This is a genomic window from Gordonia liuliyuniae (assembly GCF_021739025.1).
Lineage (GTDB): Bacteria > Actinomycetota > Actinomycetes > Mycobacteriales > Mycobacteriaceae > Gordonia > Gordonia liuliyuniae.
In genome coordinates this window covers 63,508-87,807 of the sequence record NZ_JAKKOT010000004.1, presented here as the reverse complement: position 1 = coordinate 87,807, position 24,300 = coordinate 63,508, and the positions used below count along the sequence as shown (strand labels likewise).

The 24,300-nt window shown below is 67.5% G+C and carries 20 protein-coding genes; 6 read left to right on the top strand and 14 right to left on the bottom strand.

All coding sequences use genetic code 11. The features are described from left to right. Nucleotides 1-18: 18 nt before the first annotated feature. Entirely contained in the window at nt 19-2,313 is a 2,295-nt protein-coding gene (secA2, locus tag L5G28_RS09625) for an accessory Sec system translocase SecA2 (RefSeq protein ID WP_237001351.1), read from the bottom strand. Nucleotides 2,314-2,413: 100 nt separating this feature from the next. On the opposite strand from secA2, the gene L5G28_RS09620 reads away from it, so the two are divergent. From L5G28_RS09620 to L5G28_RS09605, 4 genes are read left to right on the top strand one after another with little or no spacing between them, the layout of a single operon-like run. After that, complete coding sequence (locus tag L5G28_RS09620) at nt 2,414-3,265, top strand: META domain-containing protein (protein WP_237001350.1); 852 nt, start codon at nt 2,414-2,416, stop codon at nt 3,263-3,265. 28 nt (nt 3,266-3,293) lie between these two features. Further along, nucleotides 3,294-4,124, top strand: a complete 831-nt coding sequence (gene ppk2, locus L5G28_RS09615) for a polyphosphate kinase 2 (RefSeq protein WP_237001349.1) — start codon at nt 3,294-3,296, stop codon at nt 4,122-4,124. Between the two features lie 27 nt (nt 4,125-4,151). Continuing rightward, nucleotides 4,152-5,393 carry a polysaccharide pyruvyl transferase family protein gene (locus L5G28_RS09610; RefSeq protein WP_237001348.1) on the top strand — a complete coding sequence of 414 codons (1,242 nt, stop codon included), beginning with the start codon at nt 4,152-4,154 and terminating at the stop codon, nt 5,391-5,393. A 12-nt stretch (nt 5,394-5,405) separates the two neighbouring features. Beyond that, a complete protein-coding gene (locus L5G28_RS09605; RefSeq protein WP_237001347.1) occupies nt 5,406-5,702 on the top strand; it encodes a DUF503 domain-containing protein in 297 nt (98 codons plus the stop codon). On the opposite strand, the gene L5G28_RS09600 is transcribed toward L5G28_RS09605, so the two are convergent. From L5G28_RS09600 to L5G28_RS09585, 4 genes are all read right to left on the bottom strand, one after another. Beyond that, entirely contained in the window at nt 5,653-7,080 is a 1,428-nt protein-coding gene (locus L5G28_RS09600) for an MFS transporter (RefSeq protein WP_237001346.1), read from the bottom strand. The genes L5G28_RS09605 and L5G28_RS09600 overlap by 50 nt on opposite strands. Before the next feature lie 130 nt (nt 7,081-7,210). Continuing rightward, complete coding sequence (locus L5G28_RS09595; RefSeq protein ID WP_237001345.1) at nt 7,211-7,825, bottom strand: hypothetical protein; 615 nt, start codon at nt 7,823-7,825, stop codon at nt 7,211-7,213. 13 nt (nt 7,826-7,838) lie between these two features. Further along, complete coding sequence (locus L5G28_RS09590; protein WP_265742505.1) at nt 7,839-8,192, bottom strand: VOC family protein; 354 nt, start codon at nt 8,190-8,192, stop codon at nt 7,839-7,841. Between the two features lie 89 nt (nt 8,193-8,281). Further along, entirely contained in the window at nt 8,282-10,714 is a 2,433-nt protein-coding gene (locus L5G28_RS09585; protein ID WP_237001344.1) for a Tex family protein, read from the bottom strand. Nucleotides 10,715-10,828: 114 nt separating this feature from the next. On the opposite strand from L5G28_RS09585, the gene L5G28_RS09580 reads away from it, so the two are divergent. Beyond that, nucleotides 10,829-12,034, top strand: a complete 1,206-nt coding sequence (locus L5G28_RS09580; protein WP_237001343.1) for a CaiB/BaiF CoA transferase family protein — start codon at nt 10,829-10,831, stop codon at nt 12,032-12,034. On the opposite strand, the gene L5G28_RS09575 is transcribed toward L5G28_RS09580, so the two are convergent. The 4 genes from L5G28_RS09575 to L5G28_RS09560 all read right to left on the bottom strand — a co-directional run bounded on the left by L5G28_RS09575 (nt 11,962) and on the right by L5G28_RS09560 (nt 15,609). Continuing rightward, complete coding sequence (locus L5G28_RS09575; RefSeq protein WP_372477204.1) at nt 11,962-13,281, bottom strand: MFS transporter; 1,320 nt, start codon at nt 13,279-13,281, stop codon at nt 11,962-11,964. The two genes, L5G28_RS09580 and L5G28_RS09575, sit on opposite strands and share 73 nt — an antisense overlap. Nucleotides 13,282-13,476: 195 nt before the next feature. Further along, nucleotides 13,477-14,283, bottom strand: coding sequence for an ABC transporter ATP-binding protein (locus L5G28_RS09570; RefSeq protein WP_237001341.1), 807 nt, complete (start codon nt 14,281-14,283; stop codon nt 13,477-13,479). Then, on the bottom strand, nt 14,280-14,951 hold the full coding sequence (locus tag L5G28_RS09565; RefSeq protein WP_237001340.1) for a FadR/GntR family transcriptional regulator: 672 nt from the start codon (nt 14,949-14,951) through the stop codon (nt 14,280-14,282). Before L5G28_RS09565 ends, L5G28_RS09570 begins: the two co-directional genes overlap by 4 nt. 199 nt (nt 14,952-15,150) lie before the next feature. Then, nucleotides 15,151-15,609 carry a winged helix DNA-binding protein gene (locus tag L5G28_RS09560; protein WP_237001339.1) on the bottom strand — a complete coding sequence of 153 codons (459 nt, stop codon included), beginning with the start codon at nt 15,607-15,609 and terminating at the stop codon, nt 15,151-15,153. Nucleotides 15,610-15,807: 198 nt separating this feature from the next. Here L5G28_RS09560 and L5G28_RS09555 point away from each other — a divergent pair, with 198 nt between their 5' ends. Beyond that, complete coding sequence (locus L5G28_RS09555; protein ID WP_237001338.1) at nt 15,808-17,262, top strand: MFS transporter; 1,455 nt, start codon at nt 15,808-15,810, stop codon at nt 17,260-17,262. Nucleotides 17,263-17,290: 28 nt separating this feature from the next. Here L5G28_RS09555 and L5G28_RS09550 read toward each other — a convergent pair whose 3' ends face one another. The 5 genes from L5G28_RS09550 to L5G28_RS09530 form a co-directional block, all read right to left on the bottom strand. Next, entirely contained in the window at nt 17,291-18,283 is a 993-nt protein-coding gene (locus tag L5G28_RS09550; RefSeq protein WP_237001337.1) for a glutathione S-transferase family protein, read from the bottom strand. A 38-nt stretch (nt 18,284-18,321) separates the two neighbouring features. Then, the gene (locus tag L5G28_RS09545) at nt 18,322-18,891 is read right to left on the bottom strand and encodes a hypothetical protein (RefSeq protein ID WP_237001556.1); all 570 of its coding nucleotides are present in this window, start codon (nt 18,889-18,891) and stop codon (nt 18,322-18,324) included. 91 nt (nt 18,892-18,982) lie between these two features. Then, nucleotides 18,983-19,489, bottom strand: a complete 507-nt coding sequence (locus L5G28_RS09540) for a M15 family metallopeptidase (RefSeq protein ID WP_237001336.1) — start codon at nt 19,487-19,489, stop codon at nt 18,983-18,985. Between the two features lie 9 nt (nt 19,490-19,498). Beyond that, nucleotides 19,499-21,646 carry an RNA polymerase recycling motor ATPase HelR gene (helR, locus tag L5G28_RS09535; RefSeq protein WP_237001335.1) on the bottom strand — a complete coding sequence of 716 codons (2,148 nt, stop codon included), beginning with the start codon at nt 21,644-21,646 and terminating at the stop codon, nt 19,499-19,501. Between the two features lie 95 nt (nt 21,647-21,741). Further along, entirely contained in the window at nt 21,742-24,285 is a 2,544-nt protein-coding gene (locus L5G28_RS09530; RefSeq protein ID WP_372477210.1) for an FHA domain-containing protein, read from the bottom strand. Nucleotides 24,286-24,300 lie beyond the last annotated feature (15 nt).

Here is a 24,300-nt window from a genome sequence, read left to right as displayed (position 1 = left end):
CCGAGCCCGAGGCGGACGTCACCGGAAGATGCCCACGATGCCCTGGATCGCCTGTGCACCCGCCGACGCGAAGTGGTTCTCGTGCACCAGGTAGGTCCAGGTCATCGTCGACCTGTGCATGTCGGCGTCCGCGAAGTCGATCCCGTCCGCGGTGATCGTGGCTGTCGTGAACGTCTCGCGCGACGCGGTCATCGCCTCGTCGACGAGCTTGGTGAACTCCGCGAAGATCAACTTGTGGAACTCTTCGAGGGGGCTCTGCTGACCGAGAGCGCGCAGATGGATGCTGGCCTGCACGTCGGCCACGTACGCGAGATGATCGGCCCACGCGCGGTCGAGGTGGTAGAGGACGATCTGTCGAGCGACGTCTTGCAGGACCGTGTCGTCGACTGTCTCGGCCAGTTCCTCGTACCGCTCGGCTTCGAGCTCCTTCAGATCACTGAGCGCCTGCTCGGTGGTCAGGATCGTCATGCGGCGTCGGACGATCGAGTTGCGCTGTTCGTTGACCTGCTTGTTGTAGTCCCACGTATTGGCGTGCAGTTGCAGCATGGCGCCCTCGGCGATGCGCTGCGACTGCTGCACGATCTCCACGCCGCGCGGCCCCGTCGAACCGTCGCTGTCGATCGGGCGGATGTCACGCAGGTGCGTCTGGTTCTTGGTGACGAGCGGGTCCTCCAGGCTGGAGAAGAACACCGAACGGCCGGGGTCGCCCTGCCGGCCTGCCCGGCCGCGGAGCTGATTGTCCAGCCGTTCGGTCTCGTAGCGTCCGGTGCCCACGACGCACAGACCGCCGAGCTCGACGACCTCCTCGCGTTCGTCGTCGTCGCCCTTCGAGCCACCGAGACGGATGTCGGTGCCGCGGCCGGCCATCTGCGTGGACACGGTGACCGCGCCCTTGCGTCCGGCCTCGGCGATGATCGCCGCCTCCTCCGGATCGTTCTTCGCGTTGAGGACCACCGACGGGACCCCTGCGCGGTCGAGGAAGTAGGCGAGCTCCTCGGACTGCGCGACGTCGTGCGTTCCGATGAGGACCGGCTGTCCGGTCTCGTGCGCATCGCGGACGTAGTCGACGACGGCTTCCATCTTGTTGGCCTTGTTGTCGAAGACCCGGTCCGGTTCGTCCTCACGCACGTTCGGCATGTTCGACGGGATCTGCGAGACGCCGAGGCCATAGAACTGGCGCAACTGTTCGCCCGCCGCGATCGCGGTGCCGGTCATGCCCGCCACTCGCGGATAACGGCCCATCAGCGCCTGCACCGTGATCGTGTCGATCACCTCACCGGACGCGGTCGGCTTGAGGCCTTCCTTGTACTCGACGGCCGCTTGGACGCCGTCGGGCCAGCGCTGCAGGCGTGCGACCCGCCCTCGGGCGGCGTTGATCAAGTGGACGCCGCCGTCGCGCACGATGTAGTGAACGTCGCGTTCGAGCAGGTAGTACGCGTACAGCGCGACATTGACATGGACGAGGGTCGTCCCGACGTGCTCGGCGTCGTAGAGGTCGATGCCGCCGAGCGTCTCCTCGACGAACCGGGCGCCCTCCTCGGTGAGCGACACGTTTTTTTCGTCGGTGTCGACGTCGTAGTGCTTGCTCTTGAGGTGCGAGACGACTTCGTGGATCGCGCTGTTGGGCGTGTCGGCCTCGGTCGAACCCGCCAGGATGAGCGGGACGAGCGCTTCGTCGACAAGCACCGAGTCGGCCTCGTCGACGATGACCACCTCAGGCGCGGGCGAGACCAGCTCATTCTCCTGGAGCGCGAGCTGATCGCGGAGCACGTCGAAGCCGATCTCGTTGACCGACGCGTAGGTGACGTCGCACGCGTACGCCGCCTGCCGTTCCTCGCGAGTCGAGTGCTCGGAGAGCGCGCCGACGGTGACGCCGAACAGCTCGTAGAGCGGCTTCATCCAGTCCGCGTCGCGACCTGCAAGATAGTCGTTCACCGAGACGACGTGCACGTGCTTGCCTTCGAGCGCGTAACCGATGGCCGCGATCGCACCCGCGAGGGTCTTGCCTTCGCCGGTCGCCATCTCAACGACGTCGCCGTCGAGCATCCGGAGCGCACCCTGCAATTGGACATCGAACGGAGTCATCGACACCGTGCGTCCGCCGGCCTCCCGGATCAGCGCGAGGAACCGCGCTCTACCCTCAGTCGTCTCAACCTCCAGATCGGCTGCGGCGTCGGCGAATTCGGCGTCAGTGAGGCCTTCAGCCCACTCTGCGTGTTCGTGCGACTGCTCGATCAGGGAGATGGACTGCGACTGATTGCGCGACGCCTGTGCGCCGAGCATGCGCCACATGGCGTTCGTGAGCTTTCCCACTAGCTACCTGTTCCTCACGTGAATTTCGTTGGCCGATCGTGATCTACCGTACGCGGCGAGCCATCCGGCCTGCCGGACCGACTGCACTACCGTGGCCGGTATGTCCCGCAGACGCCGCGCCAGCCCCCGCCGAACCGCACGCGTGCGCGTCGTCGCGACCGGAATGGTCCTCGCCGCCGCACTCGCCGCCTGCGATTCGGGCGACGAATCGGACCCCGACCCGACGCTGCTCACCGGCAAGACCTACGTGTCGACCGATACGACGGATGCCACGATCCCCGGCGGCGGACCACTGGTCCTCAGCTTCGGAGCACAGAACCGGATCAGCGCGAACGCCGGTTGCAACGGTCACGGCGGCACTGTCGAATTCGATGGCGACAAACTCACCGCGGGTCCACTGATGGGCACCATGATGGCCTGCCCGCCACCGCGCGACACCGTCGACAAGTGGGTGGCCGATCTGTTCGGCGGGCCGCTCACCTGGTCGCTGAAAGGCCGGACGCTGACGTTGTCACGGGGCAAGCTCGAAGTCACACTCGACCAACGGGTCGACCGCGCGGTCGCGGGCACGAACTGGCGCGTCAAATCGTTGATCTCCGATAAGGGCATCACGACCTCCCGCGCGCTGGAGTCCCTCGCACCGACCATCACCATCGGAGCCGACGGCACGCTGCGCGGCTTCACCGGATGCAACCAGATCAGCGGGGAGGCGACTGTCAGCAGATCGGGCGGCAGCGGATCGGGTGCGAGGCAGACCGTCGAGTTCAGTGAGGTCGCGACCACCCGGAAGGCCTGCGCGGGCGAATCCGGCGACATCGAGCGGGCGGTCCTCGCAGTACTGACCGGAGAGGCGACCGCGTCCGTCGACGGCGACCGCATGCGGCTGATGAACGTCGCCGACCCGTCGATCGGACTGGAACTGACGGTCCGACGCGACACCGGAAGCAAGTGACTGATCAGACACATTAGGCTTGTGCGCCATGGGTAAGAAGTCGGGCGGCGAACCGAAGCTCGCCAAGGACGTCTACGAGGCCGAACTGTTCCGTCTGCAGACCGAACTGGTCGCTTTACAGGAGTGGGTGCGCGAGACGGGTGCACGCGTCGTCGTCATCTTCGAGGGCCGCGACGCAGCAGGCAAGGGCGGAGCGATCAAGCGGATCACCGAGTTCCTGAGCCCGCGCGTGTGCCATGTGTCGGCGCTGCCCGCACCGACCGATCGGCAACGCGGCCAGTGGTATTACCAGCGGTACGTGGAGCATCTGCCGACGCGCGGCGAGATCGTCCTGTTCGACCGGTCCTGGTACAACCGGGCGGGTGTCGAGAAGGTCATGGGATTCTGCACACCAGAGGAGCACACGCGGTTCCTCCGGCAGACACCGATCTTCGAGCAGATGCTCATCGACGACGGCATCCTCCTGCGCAAGTACTGGTTCTCGGTGTCCGATGAAGAGCAGCTGCGACGGTTCCGGGCGCGCCGCGACGACCCTGTCCGCCAGTGGAAGCTGAGCCCGATGGACCTCGAATCGGTCTACCGTTGGGAAGACTATTCCCGCGCGAAGGACGAGATGATGGTCCACACGGACACCTCGTCGAGCCCCTGGTATGTCGTCGAGTCCGACCACAAGCGCAACGCGCGCCTCAACATGATCGCGCACCTGCTGTCGACGATCGAGTACGAGCACGTCGAACGCGAGCGCGTGAAGCTGCCCAAGCACCCCGTCGAGTCGGGCAACTACCATCGGCCGCCGCGGTCGCTGTCGAAGTTCGTTCCCGACCATGTGGCGTCGCTCCTCGGCGACACCGAGCACTGACCGGACCGTCAGGGAAGCGAACACGCCATGTCTGTTGTACCGTCCACGCTCGCCGACGTGCGCCGGATGAGCGGACGAGTCCGACGTCGCGTCGACTCGTCCGACGTCGTGTATCTCGTCACCACCTCGGGGTTCCCGAACTACGGTGACGAACTCATCACCGAGGCCTGGTTGCGGCATCTCGCGATCCGCCGCCCGATGGCCCGCGTGGTCGTCGACTCGCCGAGGCCCGGCCACGCAGCTCTCCTGTTGCGACACGCGAACAAACGCGCCGTGTTCGTCGACACCCTGTGGCAGTTCGTGCACTACGCGAACAGCGACGACCCGGCCGAGGTCGACCCGGATGCGCCGTGGGAGTGGGTGGCGAAGGCGGCCAGTCATCTCGGCGTGTCTCCGCGTGACGACGCGGGCGTCGACATGCTGCTGCAGGCAGGCACGATCCACCTCGTCGGCGGCGGATACATCAATGCGATGTGGCCGCACCACAGGTGGCTGATCCCGGCCATCGCCGCCGTGGCGGAGAAGACGGGGGCGCGGGCCGTCGCGACCGGCGCAGGACTCACACCGACGGTGGACGGTCCCGCACACGTCGCGATGCTCGACGCGGCCGCCCGGTTCGACGTCTTCGACGTGCGCGACGAACCGACCGCGGCGCTGCTCGCCGACGCGCCGGGCCTCGCGCGCACCGGCGACGACGCGTGGCTCTCACCTCGGATTCCGACATCGCAGTCGGCGACCGACGACGGCGTCGTGCTGTGCGCCCAGAGCGATCTGACCGAACGCTTCGCGTGGGACGGCCGGACCGGGGTCGACGCGCTGGCGTCGTTCGTCCGGACCGTTCTCGACGAATGGGACGTGCCCGGCTCCCAGGTGAGCGTCGTCGAATGCATTCCCGGACACGACTACACGATCCCGACGATGCTCTCCGACCGCCTCGACGGCGCCCGGATCATTCCGTTCCGCTCCGCATGGCACGACGGGCTCCCTCCAGGCGGCACGTGGCTCTCCACGCGCTACCACCCGCATATGCTCGCCGCCGCGGGCGGCGCATCGGGGGTCGCGATCTCGGCGAGTCCCGACTACTACGCGACCAAGCACCAGGCGCTCGTGGATGTCGGATCCCGATGGACGACGCTCGCCGGCACGATCACCGCGGTGCCCGACCGCCCAACGGCAGGCGGCTTCAGCGTCGACGAGGTCCGCGCGAACGTCGACTGCAAACGTGCTCTCGCACAGCGCCTCTACCCCGCCGGGCTTCGACTGATGTAACGTGAACGATCCATGTGGATCGGCATCCTAGAATTCGATTTCCTCCTCGGCGACGTTCACTCCCTCAAGGAGAAACGGTCGGTGATCCGACCGATCGTCGCCGAGATCCGTCGCAAGTACGATGTCTCCGTCGCCGAGACCGGTCACCGCGAGCTTCACCGTCGGGCAGGGGTCGGGGTCGCCGTGGTCAGCGCCGACGCGTCCCACGTCACCGAGGTCCTGGACGGGCTCGAGCGCCACGCGGCGTCGCGCCCGGAGGTCACCCTCCTGTCGGCACGGCGTCGTCTGGTGTCGTCGGAGGACATGTAGCCCCGTCCCGGGGCTGTTCTCCAGAGCCGTCCTCGGGCGCATACTCCTCGGCCGCCACGGCCGAGTACTCCGCGGACACCGCGCGATAGACCGGGGTCGTGAACGCTGCCAGTGCCGCGACGATCGTGACGACGCCCGCGATCGCGAAGATCAGCGCGAGTCCGCGCCCGGGGCCGGACCCGAACACCGGCTCGACCGCTGCCGCCCCTTCGCCGTCGGCCCATGGGATCACGATATGCTCAGCGACCGGCGCGACGAGGAACGCGGTGACCGGTGCCGCTGCGGCTTCGAAGGCTCCGGCGAATCCGAACACGCGGCCCTGCTGCGGCAGCGGGACGACGCGTTGGATGACGGTCTGCTCGGCCGCTTCGACGGCAGGCATGACCACCATGAACAGCCACACTCCGGCGACCAGCAACCAAGGCCACGCCCGAAGCCCGATCACGGCTCCGAGAACCCCGGTCACCATGACCGCGATCAGCATGGTGCGCATCGGGTTCGCCCCAAGCCCGAATCGGCCGATCAGTGCGCCGCCGACCATGAATCCCGTCGCCCCGAACGCGAACACGACGCCCCACATCTGGACGGAGAACAACTCCAGCCCGTACGGGTCGAGGAGTGCCATGTGAACGCCGCCGACGAAATTGTTGAACGTCGAGAACAGGATCAACGCGAAGAGCCCGGGCACCAGATGTACCGCCCGCAGCGCACCGCGAAGGTCGAAGGTTCCCTGCGCGTCGGACGCGGCAGGCTCCCGCTCCTCGGGCAGGGAGATCACCAGCAGGTCGACGAGACCGACCATCACGAGCACGAGCGCGATGACAATGGTCCAACCCATGCCGAAGAAGCCGATCGACAAGCCGGAGAACACGCTGGTCACCATGAACGACAGACCCTGGACGGCGCCCACCCATCCGTTGGCGTTCGCTCTGCGGTCCGCGTCGACCAGGATCGTGACCGTCGTCGACAACGCGACCGACCGCATGTTCTCGACGACCGCGCCCGCCAAGACGATCACCGCGAAGAGCCACAGCCACGGCGACGACAGCGTCGCCGACGCGTCGTTCGGCATCACAGCGAAGACGACGGCCGCGAGCGAGAACATGCCGAGGGTGAACGCCGCCGACCCGCGCATCACCGAAAGCTTCCGGAATCGGTCGACAAGCGTGCCGAAACCGATGCTCGACGCCGCGATGAACAGCATGTATCCGCCGCCGATCACGCCCGTCGCTATCACGTTGCGGGTCTCCAGATACAACCAGAACGTGAGGGCGAACCACAGGTAGCTGGTGGTGAGATTGGCGAGCGCAGTGTTGACCAGGATGTGTGCGAACGTGCGTCCGCGCACACGCGCAGATCGCACGGTCGGAGTACTCATATCCAGAACGTTAGGTCGCTTCGCCGGCGTCGTCGAATGAATTTCCCGGGTCGAATGATTTTCCAGGGTCGAATGAATTTCCCGGGTCGATTGAATTTCCCGCTGGTCCTCGGCCGCCGGGCCGATCGGATTACGCGGCTACCCGGACTCCGTTGAGAATCTTCTGCTTCGCGTCGAGATACGTCGCATCGTCCGGATTCGCGGTCTGGACCGTCACGAGCACGGTGGTCGACGTGGGTTCGCCCGGCACACTCACGACGAGCGATGTCGCGGTGCTGACGATCTGGTCCTGAGTCGGCGTCTGGAGTTGGTAGTCGACCAGCATGCTCGGATAGCCACACGTGCTCGCGGTGTCGTGCCGCGTCACGCTTCCCGCGACCGCCGACTTGTCGAGTCCCTGCATCTGGCGATCGAACTCGGCGTCGCCAGACATCGACGACTTCTCGATCGACACCACCACGTTCGCCGTGTATCCGTCGGTCGTCAGCGACGGATCGGCCACGGTGAGCCGGGCGACCTCGCTCTCGAAGTCAGAGATCCGAGTCCACCCGGAGAGCTCGGGGATACGGATCTCTGGCTCCCCCGCATTGGTGGTCGCCGAGAAGTACTCGCCCACACCTCCAGCGCACGACGACGAGGACGTCGACGACGACGCCGTGGAACTGTCGTCGCCGCCGCACCCCGCGACCAAGACCATCCCTGTCGTCGCCGCAGCGACGAGCGACGCGAACCGGGTGAATCTCATCTCTCTCCTACTGTCAACCGTGTTCGGCCACGCAGAACTCGTTTCCATCGGGGTCGGCGAGGGTGGTCCAGGTGACGCCCGGCATCGAACGCTCGGCGATGAGCGTCGCTCCCGCCGCCACGAGTCCCTCGACCGCCGCATTCATGTCGTCGACGCCGAAGTCCAGGTGGAGGCGGCTGCCCGAAGAGACCGATTCTACCTTCTGAAACGCGAGTCCGGGCCTTCCCTCGCCGAGGGAGACGATTACGAACCAGCCCTCGTTCTCGGCCAGGATCTCGCCGTCGAGCGCATCTGCCCACCAGCGGGCCAGCCTCAACGCATCAGGTGAATTGACAGTGACATTGAGCAGCGACTTCTTCACCGCCATGACCCTAGTGCGAGGCTAGAGGAACTGCCACGGTTTGACCTGAATCGGACACTTCACCGGTAGGTCAAAGCTGGCGCCTGCCGGAAATGTCAGCGCCCGAAGCCTGCGTCCCGCAATGCTTGCGCCATCGACCCGCCGGCCGGCGTTTCCTCGCGTCGGCGCCCCCGATCGTTCCGGTCTGCCGAGCCCCGACTGCCCGATCGCCTATTCCCCGAACGCTTGTCGCCGCCCGGCTTCTCACCATTGGGCTTCTCACCATTGGGCTTCTGACCGCTGTGCTTCGGACCGCTGTGTTTCTGACCGCTGTGCTTCTGCCCCCTGGGCTGATGCCTGTCACCCGGTTCGTCGTTCAGCCGCAGGGATAGCCCGATGCGCTGTCGGTCCACGTCGACCTCCATCACCTTCACCCCGACCACCTGCCCTGACCGGACGACGTCGTGCGGGTCGGATACGAACGAGTCGGACATCGCCGAGACGTGGACGAGCCCGTCCTGGTGCACGCCGACGTCGACGAACGCACCGAACGCCGCGACGTTCGTGACGACGCCTTCGAGCACCATCCCGGGCTTCAGGTCGGAGACCTTCTCGACACCGGACGCGAAGGTCGCCGTCTCGAATGCGGGGCGTGGGTCGCGGCCCGGCTTCTCCAGTTCGCCGATGATGTCGGTGACCGTCGGCACGCCGAACCGGTCGTCGGCGAACGCTTCCGGCGTCAGACCGCGCAGGGTCGCCGTATCCCCGATCAGGTCGTCGAGTCCGCGTCCCGCGCCGTCGAGGATCCGGCGGACCACCGGGTACGCCTCCGGGTGGACACCGGACGCGTCGAGCGGATCGCCGCCGCCGCGGATACGCAGGAAGCCCGCACACTGTTCGAACGCTTTCGGCCCGAGCCGGGGAACGTCGAGCAGCCCGCGCCGACTGTCGAACGCGCCGACCTGGTCGCGGTGCGCGACGATCGCGGTCGCGAGGCCAGGCGTCACACCGGACACCCGCGCCAGCAGCGGAGCCGACGCCGTGTTGAGGTCGACACCGACCGCATTGACCGCGTCTTCGACGACCGCGTCCAGGCTTCGCGCGAGTGTCGCGGGGGCCACATCGTGCTGGTACTGCCCGACACCGATCGACTTGGGATCGATCTTGACCAGTTCGGCGAGCGGATCCTGCAGACGGCGCGCGATGGACACCGCCCCGCGGATGGACACGTCCAGGTCGGGCAACTCCTGCGACGCGTACTCGGACGCCGAGTACACCGACGCCCCCGCCTCGCTGACCACTGCCTTCGCCGGAGGCTTCGCCCCTGCCTTCGCGATATCGGCGACGAGTTCAGCAGCGAGCGCATCGGTCTCGCGGGACGCGGTGCCGTTACCGATGGCGATCAGCTCCACATCGTGGCGAGCGACCATCGCGGCCAACTCGGCTTTCGCCCGATCCCACTTCTTCGCGGGCTGATGCGGGTAGACGGTGCCGGTGTCGACGACCTTGCCGGTCGCGTCGACCACGGCGACCTTCACCCCGGTGCGGAAGCCAGGGTCGAGACCGAGCGTGGACCGTGTCCCGGCGGGCGCCGCTAACAGCAGGTCCTTCAGGTTGGTCGCGAAGACGGCGACCGCCTGCTCCTCGGCACGCTGCCGCAGCCGCATCCGTGCCTCGATCGTCGCGGTGATCATCAGTTTGGTGCGCCACGCCCAGCGTACGGTCGCGCCGAGCCACGCGGTCGCTGCGCCCGGTCCCGAACGGTCGACGCCGAGGGTCTGCGCGACCAGCGTCTGGTACGGCTCGTCGTCACCGCCGTCGAACGTCAGGGTGAGGGCCTCCTCTTTCTCGCCGCGCAACACCGCGAGCACACGGTGCGACGGCATGGCATCGAGGGATTCGGAGAACTCGAAGTAGTCCCGGAATTTCTGCGCGGCCTGGTTCTGCTCGGCCCCGGTGCGTACCGCGGTGCAGACACGACCTTCCGCCCAGAAACGGGTGCGGACGGCGCCGACGAGTTCGGCGTCAACGGATGCGCGCTCGATCAGGATGTGCCGCGCACCGTCGAGTGCGCTCGCCGCGTCGGCGACGTCGCCGTTCACGTAGGCGACGGCAGCGTCTTCCGGGGTGAGCGACGGGTCGGCGAGCAGCGCGTCGGCGAGGGGCTCGAGACCGGCCTCGCGAGCGATCTGCGCCTTGGTGCGACGTTTCTGCTTGTACGGCAGGTAGATGTCTTCGACGCGGGCCTTGGTGTCCGCGGCCAGCAGGGACGCACGCAGCGTGTCGGTGAGCTTTCCCTGTTCGTCGATGGATGCAATGACCGCGGCACGCCGCTCGTCGAGTTCCCGCAGATACCGGAGTCGTTCGTCGAGCAGGCGCAGTTGCGCGTCGTCGAGGCTGCCGGTGGCCTCCTTGCGGTATCGCGCGATGAACGGAACGGTCGAACCGTCGTCGAGCAGGGCCACCGCGGCGGCGACGCGGCTCTCGCTCACTCCGAGCTCGTGGGCGATGCGGGCGTTGACGGACTCGACGGGCACAGTTGTGGTCACCGGATGCAGGCTACCGAAGTCACCCGTCGACCGGAGCGACGGGGAACCCGGCCAGCTATCGTCAACAGGTCATCGGGGCAGCGGGTCCCAGGATCAGCGGATGGGAGCAGCGCAGTGACCGACCTTCCTCTCGACGGCGTGACGGTCGTCGCACTGGAGCAGGCCGTCGCCGCGCCCCTGGCGACCCGGCACCTGGCCGACTTGGGCGCTCGCGTCATCAAGCTGGAGCGGATCGGCGAAGGCGACTTCGCGCGCAACTACGATCGCGCCGTCGACGGCATGGCCAGCCATTTCGTGTGGCTCAATCGCGGCAAGGAGTCGATCGCGCTCGACCTCAAGTCCCCCGACGGCGTCGCGGTCGCGCGCAGGCTCGTCGAGTCCGCAGACGTCTTCGTACAGAACTCGGCGCCCGGAGCAGCCGCCCGACTGGGCCTGGATCCCGACGCGCTGGCGGCTGCCGACCCGACATTGATCGCGGCGAGCATCACCGGGTACGGCGACGACGGCCCCTACCGGGACCGGAAGGCGTACGACCTCCTGATCCAAGCCGAGACGGGACTGGTCTCACTGACCGGGACGCCGGCCACCGCAAGCAAGACCGGGGTGCCGTCGTCGGACATCGCCGCGGGCCTCTACCTCGCGCAATCGATCCTCGCCGCCTTGTTCCGGCAGGCGCGGACCGGGCGCGGCGCGGTGCTCAACGTATCGATGTTCGACGCGACCGCTGAGTGGATCGGGCATCCCATGTACATCCAGATGCACACCGGCCGCCAGGTTGCGCGGCACGGTCTCGGGCACGCCAGCATCGTGCCGTACGACGCGTACCCGACGGCCGACGGCCGCCTGCTGATCGGCGTGCAGAACGATCGCGGCTGGCGGTCGCTGATGGCCGAGGTCCTCGGCCGACCCGACGTCGCCGACGATCCGCGGTTCGCGTCGAACACCGACCGGGTCGCGCACCGCACGGAATGCGACGACGCGGTCGCGGCGGAGACCGCCCGGTTCGCCGGGACCGACCTCGCCGCCCGTCTCGATGCGGCAGGAGTGCCGTCCGCGGTCGTCAACGACATCGCCGGGCTGGTGAACCATCCGCAGCTGTCCGCACGGGACCGTTGGCGCACCGTGCAGACACCCATCGGCCCGGTACAGGGACTTCTGCCGCCGATGGGGTTCGCCGACGTCGAACTCCCGATGGGCGACGTGCCTGCACTCGGCGCACACAGTCGGTCGCTACTCGCCGAACTCGGTTACGACGCGGCGGCGTCCGAGCGACTGGTCGCCGACGGCGTCATCGGGGCCGACGGCGTCATCGGGGCCTGAGGGGTCATCGGGGCCTGAGGGGTCATCGGGGCCTGAGGTCCGTCATCGCCTCGTCGAGCGATGACCGTCCGGACGACCAGCACGACGAGGACGATGGTCGCCGCCTGCAATAGCGCTCCGCCGACCATCGGGGCGCGCGGCCCGAAGTGATCGGCGAGCAGACCGAGCAGCGGCGATCCGATCGGTGTGCCACCCATGAGCAGCGTCATGTAGAGCGCCATGACCCGGCCGCGGACCTGCGCGTCGACGTTGGTCTGCACGTACATGTTGGTGGCGGTGAGCGTGATGAGCGCGGAGAGCCCGAGCAGCGGCAGGCAGACGGCGTAGACGTACGCGGTCGGCGCGAGCCCGGAGATGCCGAGGAAGACGGCGAACACCGACGCGGACGCCACCACGAACCGCAGGCTGGGTGCCGCCTTGCGGCGGGCAGCGAGCAGAGCACCCACCAGCGATCCGATGCCCATCACCGAACCGAGCACGCCGTACGCGGTGGCCCCGAGACCGAACTCGTTGCGCGCCATCAGGACGTTGGTCATCTGGAAGTTCATGCCCCACGTGCCGACCGCGAATCCGACACCGAGTGCGACGACCAGGTCGGATCGTTGCGTGACATATCGGAAACCTTCGCGCAGCTGGCCTTTCGCGCGCGGCAGCGGCTCGCTGCGGACGAGTCTCGCCTCGTCGAGGAGTGCCAGCGCGAGGAGGAACGCGAGATAGCTGACGCCGTTGGTGAGGATCGCCCAGCCGCTGCCGAACGCCGCGATGATCAGGCCTGCCACGCCGGGACCGATGAGACGGGCGGCGTTGAACGCCGAACTGTTGAGGCCGATCGCATTGGTGAGGCGTTCGGCGCCGACCATCTCCGAGACGAATGCTTGACGGGCCGGGACGTCAAGCGCCGACCCCATGCCGAACACGAACGCGAGCACGTACACGTGCACGGTCGCGGCCGACCCGGTCACGGCGAGCAGGCCGAGGATCAGCGACGAGACCGCCATCCACGACTGGGTGAACATCAAGAGTCTGCGCTTGTCGAAGCGGTCGGCGAGCAGGCCACCGACGGGCGAGAGCAGCAGCGCGGGCAAGAACTGGAGGGCTGTGGTGATACCGACGGCGACCGGCGAGTTTCCGGACAGTTGCAGTACCAGCCAGTCCTGGGCGACGCGCTGCACCCAGGTGCCGATGTTGGAGACGAACGCACCGGTCACATAGGTGCGGAAGTTCGGTTCAGCGAGAGACGCGAACATCGTCGGTCCGCTACTTCGCCGCCTCGTCACCCGTGTGCTCTCCCTCGCCGCCGAACCCGGTCGATCATCAGTCCAGACTGTGCAACCTCGCCGACTCGCGACATATTCCCGCCGCGTGCGGCCGCGGCGATTCACGAGATGGCGAGCGGTCTCGGCGCACACTCGGCGACCGGGCGACGGACGCGCGGGAGGCGATCAAGGTGTTGCTGGAGCCGTTCGCTTGATCGCCCTGGCACTCCAGCGCCCGTCCTGGTGTCCGACGGCGATCGGGTGCTCGAATGCGTCGCTGATGACGTCGGTGGTCACGACGTCGTGGACGAGTCCGGAAGCAACGACGGCGCCGTGGGCGATCACCATCGCGTGACTGGTCGTCTCGGGCAGTTCCTCGAGGTGGTGGGTCACCAGGATCGACGCGACCTCGGGCGATGTGTGCGCGAGAGAGTCGATGGTTTCGAGTAGCTGTTCGCGGGCGGCGACGTCGAGCCCCGTCGTCGGCTCGTCGAGCAGCAACAGCTCCGGTTCGGGGGCCAGCGCGCGCGCGACGAGTGCGCGGCCGCGCTCACCCTGCGACATGTCGGGCCACCGGTAGTCGATGCCGTCGGTCAGGCCGACTTCGGCGATCACCGCCCGGGCGCGGTCGAGCTGCGCCGCACTCGGCTCCCACCGCATCGCGGTGTCGATGGTGCCGGTGAACCCGGTGAGGACAATGTCGAGCACCGACAGCGGCGACCGCAACGGATGCCGAGGATTGACGTGTCCGATGTGCCGACGCAGTGCCTGCATGTCGACGCGGCCGAGTCGTCTACCGAGCACGTCGACCGTGCCGGTGGTCGGATGCGTCTGTGCCGCACAGAATCCCACGATCGTCGTCTTACCTGCACCGTTTGGTCCAAGCAATGTCCAATGCTCGCCCGAGCGAACGGTCAGATCGATCCCGTGCAGGATCTCCCGCCCGTTGCGGCGGAAGGTGACGGCGTCGAGCCGCAAGACGTCGTCGGTCATGCGAGTGTCTCCTTCAGATCGGTGAGGTGCGTACGGCTGGCCTGGGAGGCGGCGTCCGGTCTGCGGTCTGCCACGGCCTCGACTAGTTCTGCGTGCGCATCCTGGTCGGCTGCGCCGCCGTACTCGCCACGGATCGCGAGCATGTCGATCATCGCCTCTCGCATACGCGGTGTGGACAGGTCGAACAGGTCAGTGAGGATCTCATTCGCGGCGGCAACGACGATCGCGCGGTGGAAGTCGAGATCGGCATCGACGTATGCGGGCACCGATTCGACGGCGCCCGCGCGCGCGACGAGCGCTTTGCGGATCGCACGGAGTTGGGCGGGTGTCCGCCGCCGCGCTGCGAGAGACGCGGCTTCGGTCTCGACTGCGATACGCGCTTCGATGACCGTGATGATCGATGCACGACGCACCGTCTCCGCCCGATCCGGTGGCGCGTCGAGAGCCGCGACGAACACGCCTGCGCCCTGCCGGGTGGTCACCACTCCCCGACCGGCGAGCTGCCGAATGGCCTCACGCACAGTGGATCTGCCGACGCCCAACTGCGGCGCAAGTGTCGTCTCCCCGGGCAGCTTGGCGCCGAGCTTCCACTCTCCGTCGCGAATCCGATCGAGCAGCAGCGCGGCGGCCTGATCGGCCAGCGGCATCCTCTGCACACGCTCAACCATCGCCCAACCTCTCTACTTGTCTGAGCACTTCTGCTACAGCGTAGTGCCTCTCGCCCGGGGGCGGTGCTGAGATCAGTACGCTCACCAACCTGTTCCGGCAATGTGCCCTCACGGAGCGATGGGCCGACTGATCTCAACGGCACAAGGCCTCACGTGGTGAACAGCGTTGGGCGTGCCACTTCGACGACGCACCCGATCGTCAGAGTTCGTCGTCGGCATGCCTGTCGGAGGCGTCGTTGTAGGCCTTCAGTTCCTTCAACAGCCCTTCCGGGGTCCCGGGTGCGAGGTCGGCGAAGATCACTTCGAGCCGACGAGCACGCCTGAGTCCGTCATGCAGGTAGGCCGCGCGGCCCGCATCCGTCGGGCGATACAGGCGGCTGACCTGCCCCGGAACCTCGAATCGCTCGATGTAGCCGTGCTTCACGGCAGTGTTGACCTGCCGGTTCACCGTCGACTGCTCCAGGCACAGTTCGCCGGCCAGGTCACGTAGGGTCCGCGCCCGACCGTCGTCGAACAGCCAGAGGATAGAGAACGCGGACACATCGAGGACCGCACCCTCGTCGACTGTGTTACGGCGTCGACGAAGCCGAAGCAGCTCGTCGACGAGGCCCCGATACAACGGCGACGACAGAACGGGATCGTCCGATTCCGAGTGCACGCGATCGGCTCCTTTCGAGCGGGTTCGACGCCCTGTGATGCGACTCGCCGAGCGAGTATTCCACAGCGCCCGATTTTGATTATGCATCATACATATGTAGCGTCCATACGCACACGTCGTGCACCGTCTGACTCGTGCACCGTCTGACTACTGAAGGAATCACACCGAATGTCATCGGAAAACCACGCTGACGAGCCTATGACGCTTCCGACGCCGGACCGAACCACCGGCTCGCCGATGGTCACCGTCATCGTGCTCTGTCTCGGCGGCCTGGTCGCGTCACTCATGCAGACGCTGATCGTCCCGATCCAGCCGCAGCTGCCGGAGTTGCTGGGCACGTCCGTGAGCAACGCATCATGGATCATCACAGCCACCCTGCTCGGTGGCGCGGTTGCCATGCCGGTCGCGGGCCGCCTCGGCGACATGTTCGGCAAGCGCCGCATCCTCCTGTACAGCGCGTTGCTCCTCGCGATCGGCTCACTGATTCCGGCCGTGTCGTCGTCGCTGATTCCGGTGATCGCCGGCCGCGCCCTGCAGGGCCTGGCGATGGGCTTCATCCCGGTCGGCATCAGCTTGATGCGCGAGGTGACCCCACCCAAGATGACGGCGTTCGCAGTGTCGGCGATGAGCGCGACGCTGGGTGTCGGCGGGGCCATCGGCATGCCACTGTCGGCGTTCATCGCGGAGTCGTTCGACTGGCACATGCTGTTCTGGGTCTCGGTGGTGTTGGCTCTGGTCGTCGTCGCGCTGGTGTTCTTCGCCGTCCCCGCCGTGCAGGACGCCGTCGGCGGACGATTCGACTTCACCGGAGCGATCGGTCTGGCCATCGGCCTGTCGAGCGCACTGGTCGCCGTCACGAAGGGCAACGACTGGGGCTGGACTTCGGGCACGACGCTCGGCTTCCTCCTCGGCGGTTTCGCTGTCCTGATCCTCTGGGGCCTCTTCGAACTCCGCACCGCGAGCCCGCTCGTTGACCTGCGGACCTCGGCTCGCCCGTCGGTCCTGCTGACGAACATCGCCGCGGTCGCGATCGGCTTCGGCATGATGGCGCAGGCCGTCGTCATCCCGATGCTCATGGAACTCCCTGAGGAGGTCGGGGGCATGGGTCAGTCGATCCTGCACGCGGGCCTGTGGATGGCGCCCGGCGGCTTGATGATGATGGTGTTCGCGCCGGTCTCGGGCTACCTGATGAACTCGATCGGGGCCAAGTTCACACTCGCGATCGGCGCCACGGTCCTCGGCCTCGGCTACCTGTGCGGGTTCGTCCTGATGAACGCACCGTGGCAGCTCGCACTCGCCTCGCTCGTCGCCTCCGCCGGTGTCGGAATCGGCTACGCCGCGATGCCGACCCTCATCATGGGCTCCGTCCCGATCACCGAGGCGGGTGCGGCGGTCGGTCTCAACGGCCTCATGCGTTCGGTCGGCACGACGACCTCGTCGGCCATCATGGCGGTGATCATGACGAGCGCGACCGTCAGCCACGGCGGCATCGCGGTCCCGTCGCATTCGGCGTTCGAGACATGCTTCCTCGTCGGCGCGATCGCCGCGTTCGTCGGTGTCGCCATCACTCTGCTGATCCCGGCGGTCAAGAAGAAGTCGGAGCGCGGCGCCGTCGAGACGGCCGTCCCCGCACAATCGGCGTCGACGCGCTGAGGGCACGCTCCCTACAACCCGAGAATCTCTACAATGCAGCCGGGGCGGTTCCCTTTCCGAATGGGGAACCGCCCAGTTGCTCCCGGCCGTGCGGGGTGGTCCAGTTCGCGAGATCGGGCCCCTTCGGGACGATGCCGGACGGATTGATGTCCCGGTGGACCTCGTAGTAGTGGCTCTTGATGTGCGCGAAGTTCGTCGAATCGCCGAACCCCGGCGTCTGATACAGGTCGCGGGCGTACGCCCACAGCACCGGCATCTCCGACAGCTTCTCCCGATTGCACTTGAAGTGCCCGTGGTAGACCGGATCGAAGCGCGCGAGCGTCGTGTACAGGCGGACGTCGGCTTCGGTGATGGTGTCGCCGACGAGGTAGCGCTGGTCTTTGAGTCGTTCGCTGAGCCAGTCCAAGCGGGCGAACAACTGGTCGTACGCGGCGTCGTACGACTCCTGGGACCCGGCGAAGCCGCAGCGGTAGACCCCGTTGTTCACGTCGCGATAGACGTGGGCGTTCACTTCGTCGATCTCAGCGCGCAAGTCGGCGGGATACAGGTCGGGGGCTCCGGCCCGATGAAAGTCGACCCACTCCTGTTCGAAGTCGAGGGTGATCTGCGGGAAGTTGTTCGTCACGACCGCGCCGGACGGGACGTCGACGATCGCCGGAACGGTGATGCCCTTCTCGTATCCGGGAATCCGAGCGAAATACGCCTCCTGCAGATGCGAGATGCCCAGCACCGGGTCCACTGCGCCGGGGTCGAGGTCGAACGTCCACGACCGCTTGTCGTGGGTCGGTCCGCACACTCCCATGCTGATCGCGCCCTCCAGCCCCAGCAGCCGGCGGACGATGATGGTCCGGTTGGCCCACGGACACGCGTAGGAGACGACGAGCCGATACCGGCCTGCCTCGACCGGGTAGCCGTCGGCGCCGTCACGGGTGATCCGTGTCTCGATGTAGCGGGTATCGCGTTCGTACGGTTGGTTCGGTTTCACATAGCTGTCGTTCTCGCTGCTGCCGTGTGCGCTCACTGCTACCTCCTGCGTGTCGTGGTGTGTTGCTGCTCGCGTCAGATGGCTTCGAATGCTTTGCCGAGTTCGACGTCGACCTCGATGAGTCGCGCCTGTTTGATCTCCGGTTTGTCGACTTCGTCTGCGACGAAGCGGGCGATGACCCGTCGGATCTCGTCGTCGACCTGCGCCAGGTTGCGAATGATCGATCCGCGCATGTTGTAGGAGGAGACGTCGACGATCACGTCGCGAGGCTTGGGCGGTTGTACTTCGATCCGCAGTTGCAGCGGTTCGGCGCAGCGCACCGTGAGTGGCAACGTCACGAGGCCTTCGACGTCGTACCGGATCCGGTCGACCTTCAAGTCGACGAGGAGCGCGATTCGTAACGGCAGTTTGACGGTGAACGTGATCATGTCGCCGACCGTCCGCAGAATCTCGGGTTCGGCGATCTCGACGTCCGCGCGGACTTTCGCCACTCCGGCCGGGCCCACGACCATCGGGCCGACCTGGAACTGTTCGCCCGCAACCGCCGCGAACGCCGTCCCGATCCGCGTCTCGGTGACGGCGACTTCGAAGAACCGTCGGCCGAACTCCTCATAAGTCAGATATCGGCGCCCGTCGTCGGTCATCGACCCGACGGTCGCAGCCCCCTCGTTGTCTGCCACGCATCCATCGTGACCCACTGGAGTCGAATCGGCTAGTGACACACCGAACTCGGCACTAGCGCCGATGGCTCGCGTCGGGGATTCTCGGCGGGCACGGGGTGCCCGGGAAGGTTAGGAACTCGAAGTGCCACCATTCGTTGTCGAACGAGCGGCACAGGCCGTACCGGTTGCCGTTGCGCTGCAGCCATGCGGCGCCTGCGCGCGGCCCGACGTCGATCGCGTGACCCGTGACGTGGGTGGACTCGTGCGGCGGCAACACCCACCGGCGGGCCTGCGCGGCGCTGCCGAAGTCCCGGATCCCCTGCTGCCACAACTGGTTCTGCTCGGCGCGGGACCGTTTGCCCGATGTGATGTGCATGGGGACGCCCGCCCGCTGCGCGTCACGACGTGCGAGCGTGTAGGCGACGGCGAGTTCCGGAGCCAGTCCGCCAGTGCCCGCTGCCATCGGCGCGCCGAGGATGCGAGCGGGCGGCGCGGCGACCGCCTGCCCTGCCGCGACACTTCCCGCGGCCAGCGAGACCACGACTGCCATGACCGCCACGACGACTGTCCGAATCCGCATGGACTGAGACTACTCGGTCGTCAGGACGACGAGCGCTCGTGTCGATCGGGTCATCGCCACGTATCGGTCGACAGCTCCGGCGACGTCGGAGCCGAACTGGTGTGGGTCCGCGAGCACGACGAGGTCGAACTCCAGGCCCTTCGCGAGAGCCGGGGTCAGGGACGCCACGCGCGGCCCGGCTTCGAATCCGGGCGCGCCGACGACGCAGACCGTGCCGTCGGCGTGCTCGCGCAGCCAGTCGTCGACCGTCGATCGGAGATCGACGAGGTCGCCGCAGGTCACTGGGATCCCGCTCGACCGGACCGACGTCGGGACGTTCGCGTCGGGCAGCGCCTGCCGGATGACCGGCGACGCCACTCTCATGATCTCTTCCGGGGTGCGGTAGTTGACGGTGAGCGTGCTCAGCCGGGGTTCCCCCGCGCCGACGCGCTGCAGTCGCTGCGTCCAACTCTCGGTGAAGCCGTCCCGAGCCTGCGCGCGATCGCCGACCACCGTGAAGCTGCGCGATGGGCAACGATCGACGAGCATCCGCCATTGCGCGTCCGTCAACTCCTGTGCCTCGTCCACGACGATGTGGGCGAAGGGTCCGGCGAACGCGTCCGGCTCCGGGTGCTCGGCTCCCGCATCATCGACGATGACACCGCGGATGTCTTCGGCCCGCAGCATCGACACGAGGGCCTCACCGTCATCCGATGACGCGATGAGGTCGTCGACGACGGTGTCCATCGTGCGTTTGCGCTCAGCTGCGGCGGCTCGGTTGCGGGCCTCGCGGCGGGCGGAACCGGAATCGCCGAGGCGTCTGCGCGCCGCGTCCAGGAGCGGCAGGTCGGCGTCGGTCCACGCTGTCGCATCCGAGCGTTGCAACGCCGCGACCTGGGCGTCGGTGAGATGCGGGGCACAGTGTCGGAGGTACGCGGGGACGGTCCACAGGTCCGACACGAGGTCGTCTGCTTCGATCATCGGCCACACTTTGCCGAATGCGGCGGCGAGTTCCCGGTCGGCCGCCAGCGCGGCGCGCATCTGTCCGGAGTCGTCGCCCTCACCGTCCGCGACGATGTCGAGGAGGGCTTCCCACACGTCCGTGCGCGCTTCGTTGTGCGGCACCCCCGGCTCGGCCGCGCCGAGGGCGTCGGCCCAGTCGGTGACGCTCACCCACACGTCGCCGTACTCGGTCTCGATGTGTGTGCCCTCGCTCGGCGGTTCCTCGTAGAAGCGCACGGCGGGCTCGATCGCCGCGACCATGTCCACGGTCGCCTTGAGCGCGGCCAGCTGCGGATCGGGTTCGCAGGCCGCATGCTGTCCTTCGGCCACCATGTCGGCGAGCGTGCAGGTGGCGACTCCTTCCTCGCCGAGGCTCGGGAGCACGTCGGCGATATACGCGAGGTAGGGCCGGTGCGGTCCGACGAACAGGATGCGTCCCCGACCGCCCTGCAACCGCGGGTCGGCGTACACGAGGTACGCGGCGCGGTGCAGTGCGACGACGGTCTTTCCGGTGCCCGGTCCCCCGTCGACCACCAGGGGGCCGCGTGACGGCGCACGGATCGCTGCGTCCTGATCGCCCGCAATGGTTCCGAGCACAGATGTCATCGTCGACGAGCGGCTCGCCGCCAGCCCGGCGAGGAACGACGACTGCGCGTCGAGGGCGCCCACCGGTGCGTCGTCGCCGACGCCGAACCACTCGTCCCAGTAGTCGACGACCACGCTGTAGTGCCCCTCGTGGTTGGGCGACCACCGGTAGTGACGACGGCTCACCAGCCCCTGCGGGTCGGCGAGGGTCGCGGCGAAGAAGGGGGCGGCGTCTGGGGTCCGCCAGTCGACGAGGAGCGTCGTGCCGTCGGCGTCGGCCACGCCGATCCGACCGATGTACGTCGACTCCCCGTCGGTCGTGGTGATCCGCCCGAGGATCAGGTCGGTGCCGAGGCGGGACAGCCGGCGCAGGCGCCTCTCGAGGCGACGCACTTCCAGGTCGCGTTCCACGCCGCCCGCCCCACGCAGATCCGTCGTCCTGCGGACGGCGTCGAGTTCGGCCGTCGTCTCGGCGGTCTGCTCGTCGACTCGGCGTCGTACGGCGGCGAACGCCGACTCGTCGCAGCCGATCACTGCGGGGTCGGACTTCGACGGGGAAGCGGCGGAGAGGTTGAAGACAGTGCTGGTCACAGGTCCCTTTCGCGGTGCGGAGGCACCATTGTGCACCCGCCGCGGGCCCTTGCCGCAAGGCCCCGTCCCCCCGTTATAGTGAAAGGGGAAGACGATCAGTGCTTGCGGAGACGTAGTCGCCAGTAGACGAATGCCGCCAGCACCACTCCGATCGCCGCGAGCGCACCATACGAGATCGCCGCGTGGATCGTCGACGGCTCCCACAACGGATACATAATCGGATCGTCACGTGCCGTGCGATCCACCGGGTTCACCTGGGACACGTCGGGTGCGATGTACGGGACGTTGACCGCCTGCGCGGCGTTCGCGAAAGCCCAGTAGGTCGGCAGCAGCCACGTGAACGGCTGGACGACGGCCGAGCTGATCGCGATGACGCCGCCGGACAGGACCAACTGCACCATGATCACGATGACCAGCGGCGGCATCGTCTGTTCGCTGGAGCGGACCGCTGCCGAGATCGCGAGACCGACGAGCACGCCGACCCACGCGACGGTGGCGACGGCGAGGAACAACGTCACCGCGGGCGGGAGCATCGGATAGGCGGTGCCCGGCTCGGTCGACGCATCGGCGGTCGGCATCGCGCGCAACCCGTAGGTGAGGCCGACCATGACTGCCGTCTGCAGAGTCGCCACCACGCAGAACACGACGACCTTGGCCGCGAGATATGCCGCGGGCCGCAAGCCGACGGCACGCTCGCGTTCGAAGATGCTGCGTTCAGCGACCAGGTCGCGCACGGCGAGCGCGGTGCCCATGAACGCGGCACCGATCACCAGCACGGTGAGGATCTGGAGTGCTTCGCCCACATCGCTCGGCGCGGGCCCTTTCATGTCGGGGCGGGTGAACCCTTTGTCACCTGGGACCACCAGGACGAGCAGTCCGAGCACCACCGGCATCAGGACGAGCACCGCCAGGTACCCGCGGTCGGCGAGGATCAGCCGCACCTGTCGTCGTCCGATGGTGCTCAGTTGACGAACGATGCTGGCGTGCACGGCTTTCGGCGGCTGCCCCGACGGGGCTCGAGCCGGCGGCGGAGCGCTGTGCGGATGTCGCGTCCGATACCTGACCCACGCCCGGTCCGGTTGTTCGGCGACCTGAGCGAAGATCTCGGCCCAGTCGGTTGTGCCCATTTCGGCGGCGACGTCTCCCGGCGCTCCGCAGAACGCGGTCTTCCCGCCCGGCGCCAACAGCAGCACCTGGTCGCAGAGACTGAGGTAGGTCAGCGAGTGGGTGACCACCAGGACCACACGGCCGGCGTCGGCCAGCCTGCGCAACGTCCGCATCACCTGCTGGTCGAGTGCCGGATCCAGGCCCGACGTCGGCTCGTCGAGGATCAGCAGCGACGGGCCGGTCAGCAGCTCCATCGCGACGGATGCACGTTTGCGCTGACCACCGGACAGTTTGTCCACGCGCGTGTCGACGTGCTCGGCCAGTTGGAGTTCGGAGAGGACGCCGTCGATCACCTCGTCGCGGTCGGCCGTCGACAAGTCCTTCGGCAGCCGCAGTTCCGCCGCGTACCGCAGAGCCTGACGCAGCGTCAGTTTGTGGTGCAGCACATCGTCCTGGGGAACCATGCCGATTCGGGAGCGCAGCGCCTCGTACTCGCTATGGACGTTGCGCCCCTCGAAGTCGACGACGCCGACCGTCGGACTGGTCAGGCCCGCGGCGATCTTCGAGACGGTCGACTTGCCCGCTCCGGACGGACCGATGATGGCGGTGAGGGTGCCGGGCGCTGCGTTGAATGAGATGTCGTTCAACAGCGTCTTGTCGTCGACCGTGAAGCCGATGCCGCTGACGTCGAGACCGCCCGAGACCTGAGCCTGCGGGCGACCACGGGTCAGGGTCCCGTGCGCCACCACGAAGTCCGAGTTGCCGATCGTGACGACGTCGTTCTCCGACAGTCGCTGCGACGCGACGCGATGGCCGTTGACGAACGTGCCGTTGACGCTGCGCAGGTCGTCGAGCAGCAAGCCCTGCGCCGTCGACGTCAGACGTGCGTGGTGGCGGGACGCGAGAACATCGCTGACGACGATGTCGTTGTCCGGGGTGCGACCGATCGTCTTCACACCGCTGACCGGGATCTGTTCGCGGCCCCGGAGATCGCCGGGCACCTCGTACACGGCCGACGCGTTCTGGTGCAACGCCGCCAGGTGCGGCGCGTCGGGCAGAGCGCCGAACCGAGGCGGTGCCTGCCGGTAGCCGCCGGGTGGCGCCTGCGCGGGAGTCGGAGCCGTTCTCGGCGCCCGCCCAGGTCGGTGGTTCTGCACCGGCGGCTGTCCCTGAACCGACTGCTGCACCTGAACCGGCGGCGTCCCCGAGGCAGGCGGCGCAGGCGTGTGATTGACCACCTCGACGAGTGGCCCCGTCCCACCGTCGCCCAACCGGATTCGCAACTGTCGGTCGACGCGTACCGATTGTGACCGGACGCCGTCGACGTAGAAGCCGTTGGTGCTGCCCCGGTCGACGATCCACCACGCGCCGTCGACGAACTCGAACGCCAGATGGGTGCGCGAGACCAGTGGGTGGTTGACCACCACGTCGTTCTCCGGGGTGCGGCCGAGCGACGCCGGCGCGCTGCGCAGAATCTGCGGGCGCGCCTGCGCCACCTGCACCGTCAGCGGCGTGATCAGCGGTGGAGTCATCGGCGGTGGACTCAT